At 76.3% G+C, this 7651-nt stretch carries 6 protein-coding genes; 4 read left to right on the top strand and 2 right to left on the bottom strand.

The genetic code is table 11. The features are described from left to right. Positions 1-159: 159 nt before the first annotated feature. Complete coding sequence (locus ADL22_RS08605; protein WP_066975403.1) at positions 160-1599, bottom strand: DUF2079 domain-containing protein; 1440 nt, start codon at positions 1597-1599, stop codon at positions 160-162. A gap of 135 nt (positions 1600-1734) precedes the next feature. On the opposite strand from ADL22_RS08605, the gene ADL22_RS08600 reads away from it, so the two are divergent. Then, a complete protein-coding gene (locus ADL22_RS08600) occupies positions 1735-2517 on the top strand; it encodes an HNH endonuclease family protein (protein ID WP_079063953.1) in 783 nt (260 codons plus the stop codon). 85 nt (positions 2518-2602) lie between these two features. On the opposite strand, the gene ADL22_RS08595 is transcribed toward ADL22_RS08600, so the two are convergent. Further along, on the bottom strand, positions 2603-3406 hold the full coding sequence (locus ADL22_RS08595; RefSeq protein ID WP_066975400.1) for a DUF4190 domain-containing protein: 804 nt from the start codon (positions 3404-3406) through the stop codon (positions 2603-2605). A gap of 296 nt (positions 3407-3702) precedes the next feature. Here ADL22_RS08595 and ADL22_RS08590 point away from each other — a divergent pair, with 296 nt between their 5' ends. The 3 genes from ADL22_RS08590 to ADL22_RS08580 form a co-directional block, all read left to right on the top strand. Further along, the gene (locus ADL22_RS08590; protein WP_234430602.1) at positions 3703-5856 is read left to right on the top strand and encodes an N-6 DNA methylase; all 2154 of its coding nucleotides are present in this window, start codon (positions 3703-3705) and stop codon (positions 5854-5856) included. A 193-nt stretch (positions 5857-6049) separates the two neighbouring features. Beyond that, positions 6050-6754 carry a hypothetical protein gene (locus ADL22_RS08585; protein ID WP_066975397.1) on the top strand — a complete coding sequence of 235 codons (705 nt, stop codon included), beginning with the start codon at positions 6050-6052 and terminating at the stop codon, positions 6752-6754. Between the two features lie 56 nt (positions 6755-6810). After that, positions 6811-7651: serine/threonine-protein kinase (locus ADL22_RS08580; RefSeq protein WP_234430601.1), on the top strand; the 841-nt coding region annotated here is incomplete at its 3' end.

Raw genomic sequence — 7651 nt, 5'->3', positions numbered from 1 at the left:
CGGACGTAAAGCGACAGCAGTCCGCACACCCCACCCCGAACGCACCCCACCCGGCACCCCCACAAACCGGGGCCCCACCCCACAAACCCCTCGCGCCGAAGGCGCAAAATCAGCAACCCCCGCGGCGGGAGAGCCAACGACGTACGGGCCCGCGCCCCGTCAGGGGCTGCGGCGGAGGACGACGACCTCACCCGCCACGCCCACCGGCACATACCGCGCGCCCGGATGCCGCGCCTCCGCGTCCACGACGACCTGCGCCAGGGGCCGGTCCACAGGCCGCTGCACGGCGACATACTCGGGCGTCAGCCCGCCCGCGCCGAGCCAGAACACCCGGGCCCGCCCCGTGAGCCGGCCGAGCGGCCGGACGTCGGCCTCAACCGTCGCACCGTCAGGAATCCGGTCGAGGAGCCGCGAGGCGGCACGCACGGACGCCGGCGTCCGATACGTCGCGGACTCCGCGAGCCGCGCCATCGGCAGCGACGTCGAAAGGGCGAGCGCGGCGGCCAGGACGGCCGCGGGCAGGTGGTGGGCGTAAGAGCGCAGCCACGGGCGCGGCGACGCCAGGGCGCGCGGCAGGGCGTCGACCAGGGCGAGGAAGACCACCGGCATCAGGACGGCGTTGTAGTGCCAGTCCGTGCCCCAGTAGTGCGGGTCGTGCGAGAGGAAGCGCCAGCCGAGGGTGGGCGCGGCGACGAGCAGCAGCGGTGAGCGGAGCGCGAGCAGGCCGGTGGTGGGGAGCAGCACCCACAGCAGCGTGCGCAGCGCGACGGTGAGGGGGATGGCGGGGGCGGCGCCGCCGTGGGCGCCGAGTTTGCTCCAGTAGTCGTAGGAGCCGGAGCCGTTCGCGGCGGGGATGAGGACGCCGAGGGTGACGGCGGTGGCGGTGATGCCGAAGGCGACCAGGGCGAGCGGCAGCGGGCCGGGGCGGCGGGTGCGGATGAGGGAGAGCGCGCCGATGGCGGCGGCGGTGACGCCGAGGTCCTCCTTGACCAGGACGAGGGGGACGGCCCAGCAGGCGGCGGCGTTCCACCGGCCGCGCAGCGCCGCTTCGAGCGCGAAGGCGATCAGCGGGACCGCGAAGGCTATTTCGTGGAAGTCGAAGTCGGCGGCGCGCTGGAGGCCCCAGGACAGGCCGTAGGCGAGGCCGAGGGCCAGGCCGCGCCGGCGGCCGAGGTGGCGGGCGGCGGCGCGGGTGACCGGTATCGCGGAGAGCGCGAACAGCGCGGACTGGGCGGTGAGCAGGGTCAGGGGGGAGGGGAACAGCCGGTAGAAGGGGGCGAGCAGCACCAGGACGGGGCTGAAGTGGTCGCCGAGGATGTTGGTGCCCGGCCCCTTGAGGTCGACGATCGGCGCCCGGAGGTGGGCGTAGCCGCGGACGGCCTGTTCGAAGATGCCGAGGTCCCAGGAGATGGCGGACATCGTGCGGTAGCGCCAGAAGGACAGGACGGCGTAGGCGAGGAAGAAGAAGCCGGCGGTCCAGTACGGGTCGAGGCGCGGGGCGCGCAGCGCGGCGAGGCGGGACGGCGGGGGCGCGGCCGCCGGGCCGGCGGCGGGGCCGGCGGTGCGGCCGTCCGCCGCCGTTGCTGCGGCCGTGTCCATGGGCGTCCTCACTCTCGATTTCCGAAAAGATATCCGAGTCGGGGCGGTTCCGGTCCGTTGTCCACAGGCCGGGCCCGCCCCTCGTTCACCTGTCCCGCAACGCTGGTGCCACGCACCCGGATTGGATGCCCGACCGTGATACGGCCCCTGTTCCCCGCCCGTTCCCTCGCCCCGCGCGCGGCGGCCGCCGCCGCCCTGGCCGCGCTGCTCGCCGTCACCGGCTGCTCCGGACCGGGCGGCGGGCTCACCGGCGGTACGGGGGCGGGTCCGACGGCCGCGGCGGCGGACGGGGTCGGCGGGCCGGGGGCGCCGGGCAGCGCCCTGCGCGCGCTGGACTCACTGGCCGTCAAGCGGGCCGGGACGCAGGACGGTTACGCGCGCGACCGGTTCGGTTCGGCCTGGGCCGATACGGACGGCAACGGCTGCGGGACCCGCGACGACATCCTCAAGCGGGATCTGCGGTCCACCGCGTTCCGGGACGCCAAGAAGTGCGTGGTGGTCTCCGGGACGCTGCCGAAGGACCCGTACACCGGGAAGGAGCTGGACTACCGGCGCGGCCGCAGCACCGTGGACATCGACCACGTGGTGGCGCTGTCGGACGCCTGGCGGACCGGCGCGCGGCAGTGGCCGGGCCGCAAGCGGGTGGCGCTGGCCAACGATCCGCTGAACCTCATCGCGGTGGACGCCTCCGCCAACCGCCGCAAGAGCGACGGGGACGCCGCGGACTGGCTGCCCCCGTACGCCGGTTACCGCTGCACGTACGTCGCGCGCCAGGTGGCGGTGAAGAAGAAGTACGGGCTGTGGGTGACGCGGGAGGAGAAGGCGGCGATGGCGAAGGTGCTCACGTCGTGCCCGCGGCAGGCGCTGCCGGGCGGCGGGACGCCGACCGTCGCGCCGGAGCGCTTCTCGGCGAAGTAGCCGCGGTCGTGCGAACGGCCCCGGCCCGGTCCGCGGTGGGTGCGGACCGGGCCGGGGCCGGTGCGTCGGTGGTGCCGGAGCGGGGTCAGCTGGTGGGCAGCTTCCAGTGGACGCCCTGCATCAGGATGTCCGGGGTGACCTCGACGTCGAGGTCCTTGGCGGTGGCCGGGGCGTCGAAGGCGACGTCCACGGTGGCGGCGGCGCCCGGGGCGATGGTGCCGTCGAAGCCGACGCCGATCTTGCCGTCGATGATCTGCTCCGCCTCGCGGCCCTCGGCGCCGGTCCTGGCCTTGATCTGGGTCAGCGCCGGGTTGAAGGCGGCCTTGCCCTTGTTCGTGATCTTCACGCTGACCTTGTACGCCTTGTTGCCCGCGGTGTGGCCGGAGGCGAACTCGCCGATCGTGTACGGGGACGGCTTGGCGACGGTCACCTCAAGGCCCTTGTCCGGGTAGACGGCGGTGTCGCCGGGGCCGTAGGACTTGGTCTCGCCGCCCTTGCCGCCGCTCTCGCCGCCGTCCTTGGGCTGCGCCTGGGAGCCCTTGACCTGCTTGTTGATCTCGTCGACGGTCTTGTTCACGACAAGCGCGGTGAGGACGACGCCGACGATCGCGAGGATCAGGGCGAGGCCGCCCAGCACGGCGCCGGTGATCGCCACGCCCTTGTTGGTGGCCTGGCCCTTCTTGACCCGGCTCGCGCCGACCAGGCCGAAGATCAGCGCCAGGAGGCCGAGCGGCCCGGCGAGCCAGAACAGCACCATCGGGATACCGCTGAGCAGGCCGATGATGCCGAGGACCAGGGCGGCGACGCCGAGGCCGTTGCGGGCCGCCTGGGGGGCCGGCATGCCGGGCGTCCCCTCCGGGACGGGCTGGTACTGCATCTGCTGGGACATGCGAAGGGGCCCCTTCCGGGCGTGGACATCGTTCCGTCGAATCGGTGGGTCAATCACAGCATGAGGTGTGAACCGAGTCAACGTGAGTTCACGGGCCGAGATTATTCACGGCGTGAAGCGGGCGGTTCGTGCCGCATGGGTATGCTCGGGAACACAGAGGTCACGCAGAGGTCACGGGGTCATCAGGGACGGGAGCCAGTCAGGTGCCGGAGAAGGCGACGGACGGCAGTGCGATCCACGGCGCTGCGGACACCACCGCGCGGGGCGACAGCGGGGCGGACGGCCGGCCCACCGAGGTGACCGCCGCCGGTATCGCCCGGCTCGCCGGCGTCGGCCGGGCCGCGGTCAGCAACTGGCGGCGCCGCCACGCCGACTTCCCCAAACCGGTCGGCGGCACCGAGACCAGCCCCGCCTTCGCCCTCCGCGAGGTCGAACAGTGGCTGCGCGATCAGGGCAAACTCGCCGAGGTCCCGGCCCGCGAACGGGTCTGGCAGCAGCTCGTCGGCCACCCCGCCGGGGCCGCCGCGGCGCTCCGCCAGGCCGGCGCCGTCCTCCTGCTCGTCCACGACCGCCCGGCCGCCTGGCGCCGGCTGCGCGCCGCCGCCGACGACACCGAGCTGACCGGTGTGCTGCCCGCGATGCTGGAGTCGGTCCTCGCCGCCCGCTTCGGGCCCGACCACCCCGTCCGCGGCCTGACCCGCCAGGCGCTGGCCCACTCCGCCGCCCTGGTCCGCGCGGCCGGCGACCTCGCCGCCGCGGACGGCGCCGCCGAGGCGTACGGCTTCCTGCTCGGCCGCCACCTGGATGCCAACCCCCGCCAGTACACCCTCACCCCGCCGGGGCCGGCCGCCCTGATGGCCGAACTCGCTTGCGGGGACGGCCCGTTGACCACCGTCCTGGATCCGGCGTGCGGCGCCGGGGCGCTGCTGGCGGCGGCGTGCGAGCGGGCGGGGGAGGCCGGGGGCACCGGAGCCGCCGGGCGCGCCGATAGGGCCGCCGGGCGCGCCGATAGGGCCGCCGACCGCGCCGAGGAGCCCGCCGCCCCCCTCACCCTCCACGGCCAGGACGCCGACCCCGACCTCGCCGCCCTCACCGCGCTCCGCCTCGCCCTGGAGGCGCCCGCCGCCCAGGTCCGGGTGCGCGCCGCCGACACCCTGCGCGCCGACGCCTTCCCGGAGCCGGCCGCCGACGCCGTCCTCGTCCACCCGCCGTTCAACGAGCGCAACTGGGGCCACGACGAGCTGGCCTACGACCCCCGCTGGGAGTACGGCTTCCCGGCCCGCACCGAATCCGAGCTGGCCTGGGTCCAGCACGCGCTGGCCCGGCTGCGGCCCGGCGGCACCGCCGTCCTCCTCATGCCGCCCGCCGCCGCGTCCCGCCGCTCCGGCCGCCGGATCCGCGCCGACCTGCTGCGCCGCGGCGCGCTGCGCGCGGTGATCGCGCTGCCCGCCGGCGCCGCCCCGCCGCACGGCATCCCGCTGCACCTGTGGGTGCTGCGCAAGCCCGGCGCCACCCCGCCGGTCCCGCAGCTGCTCGTCGTGGACACCGCCCCGCCGACCGGCGCCGGGCCCGGCCGCGACAAGCCCGACTGGCCGGCCGTCCGGGCCACCGCCCTGGACGCCTGGCGGGAGTTCGACCACGCCGGCGGCGTCGAGGAGATCCCGGGCGTGCGCCGTTCGCTGGCCGCCATCGACCTGCTCGGCGACGATGTGGATCTCGCGCCCGCCCGGCACCTGCCGCCGCCCGCCGCGGCCGGCGGCCCCGCCGAACTGGCCGGCGTCCACGACCGCCTCACCGCCACCCTGGCCCGCACCACCGAGCTGGCCCCCCGCCCCGCCGCGCCCGCCGCCGGGCCGCCCGGTGCCCGCTGGCCGCTGACCACGGTCGGCGAACTGGCCCGCTCCGGCGCCCTGGTCCTGCGCACCGGCGGCGCCGGCACCGCCGCCCCCGGCACCGCCGCGCCCCCGGTCCTCACCGACCACGACGTCATCGCCGGCCTCGCCCCCTCCGGCACCCTCCCCGAGACCCCCGCCTCCGGCGCCCCCGAGGAGCCGGTCCTGGTCGAGGAGGGCGACGTGGTGGTGCCGGTCCTCGGCGGCGGCGCCGTCGCCCGGGTCGTGGACGCGGCCACCGCCGGCGCCGCCCTGGGCCGCAACCTCACCCTGCTGCGCCCGGACACCGCCGCCCTCGACCCGTGGTTCCTGGCCGGCTTCCTGCGCGGCACCGCCAACACCCGCCAGGCCAGCAGCTACGCCTCCACCGCCACCCGGCTCGACGCCCGCCGCCTCCAGCTGCCCCGGCTGCCGCTCGCCGAACAGCGCCGCTACGGCCGCCGCTTCGCCGACCTGGCCGCGTTCGAGGACGCCCTGCGGCTGGCCGCCCGGCTCGGCGGGCAGCTCGTCCAGGGGCTCCACGACGGCCTGACGGACGGCACGGTGGAGCCGGGCTGACCCCCGCCCGGCGGGACGCGGCCGCGGTCCCGGGCACATTGCCCGGCCCGATCCGTACAACCCTGCCCGCGCGTCCGGTGTCGTATATACGCTCGCAGGCACGTGCGCGCACCGGCGGACCCGCGTGGCGCACGAGGCCGTGCCGCGGCGAAGCGGCCGGCCCCCGGCCACGAACGATCCATCAGGAGCAGTGATGCACGGCCCAGTCCCGGCCCCGCCGCCGTACCGTCCCCCGGCGCGCGGGACGGTCCTCGCGCTGCGGGTGGTCTTCGTGGCCGCCACGGTGCTCAGCCTGGGCTTCCTGGCCTGGACGGCGATGCTGCGGGCCGCGATCGTCATGCGCCGGCCGCTGGGCTGGTGGCTGTTCGCCGGCCAGACCGCGCTGTTCATCGGCACCGGCGTGCTCATCACCAGCTTCCCGGAGGACGACTGGCGCACCAACGCGGGCGTCGGCCTCCTGCTGCTCCAGATAGCCGGGGTGGTCGCCTACTACCTCGTCACCGACCTGCGCGCCGAACGGGCCCGCGACCGGGCGCCGTTCCCGGTATACCCCGGCGCGGCCCCGCACGCCCCGATGGCGCCCGGCCCCGCCCCCATGGCGCCCGGCCCCGCCCTGCCGCCGTACGGCCCGCCGCCCGTCCACCCGCACCCCCCGCTGCACGCCCAGGAGACCCAGCCCTTCGCCGTCCCCGGCCACCCGGGCGCGCCCGCCGCCGGCCCGTACGCCACCACCGCCCCCGGGACGCCCCCGCCGCCCGCGCCCTACGGGCACCCGGCCCCGCCGCCCGGCGTCCCCGCCCCGCCGCCCGAGCGCCGCCCGCAGCCCCAGCGCATCGACCGCGTCCGCGCCGAGCTGGACGAGCTGAGCGACTACCTCCGCAAGGAGGAGGGCCGGTGAACGGCCGGGTCATCGCCGACCGGTACGAACTCTCCGTCCTCCTCGGCCAGGGCGGTATGGGCCAGGTCTGGATCGGCTACGACCGCCGCCTGGACCGCCGGGTCGCCGTCAAGCTGCTGCGCCCCGACCGGGTCGCCGGCGCCCCGGACGGCGAGGAGATGCGCCGCCGCTTCGTCCGCGAGTGCCGGGTCACCGCCCAGGTCGACCACCCCGGGCTCGTCACCGTCCACGACGCCGGCAGCGACGGCGAGGACCTCTACCTCGTCATGCAGTACGTCGAGGGCGCCGACCTCTCCGACCACCTCGCCGAGCACGACCCCTACCCCTGGCCCTGGGCCGTCTCGGTCGCCGCGCAGCTGTGCGCGGTGCTCGCCGCCGTGCACGCGGTGCCGATCGTCCACCGGGACCTCAAGCCCCGCAACGTCATGATCCGGCCGGACGGCACCCTCGTCGTCCTCGACCTGGGCATCGCCTCCGCCCTGGACACCGACACCACCCGCCTCACCCACACCGGCTCGCCCATCGGGAGCCCCGCCTACATGGCGCCCGAACAGGCCATGGGCGGCGCCGTCGGCCCGTACACCGACCTGTACGCCCTCGGGGTCCTCCTGCACGAACTCCTCAGCGGCTCCGTCCCGTTCGCCGGCTCCACCGCCCTCGGCGTCCTGCACCGCCACCTCCACGAGGAGCCCGTCCCGGTCCGCCGGCTCCGCCCCGACATCCCCGAGGCGCTGGAGGCCCTGGTCCTCCACCTGCTCCGCAAGGACCCCGAGGCCCGCCCCGCCGCCCGAGCGCCGCCCGCAGCCCCAACGCATCGACCGCGTCCGCGCCGAGCTGGACGAGCTGAGCGACTACCTCCGCAAGGAGGAGGGCCGGTGAACGGCCGGGTCATCGCCG

It is taken from the genome of Streptomyces sp. NRRL F-4489 (assembly GCF_001509485.1).
GTDB lineage: Bacteria > Actinomycetota > Actinomycetes > Streptomycetales > Streptomycetaceae > Streptomyces.
Note: the sequence above shows the minus strand (reverse complement) of the source record. Positions and strands in the feature narration are given on the sequence as shown.

Coding starts and splice junctions, on each gene's coding strand:
- ADL22_RS08595 (WP_066975400.1), bottom strand. CDS start 3,406: ATGTCCCAGCAGATGCAGTACCAGCCCGTCCCGGAGGGGACGCCCGGC.
- ADL22_RS08605 (WP_066975403.1), bottom strand. CDS start 1,599: ATGGACACGGCCGCAGCAACGGCGGCGGACGGCCGCACCGCCGGCCCC.
- ADL22_RS08585 (WP_066975397.1), top strand. CDS start 6,050: ATGCACGGCCCAGTCCCGGCCCCGCCGCCGTACCGTCCCCCGGCGCGC.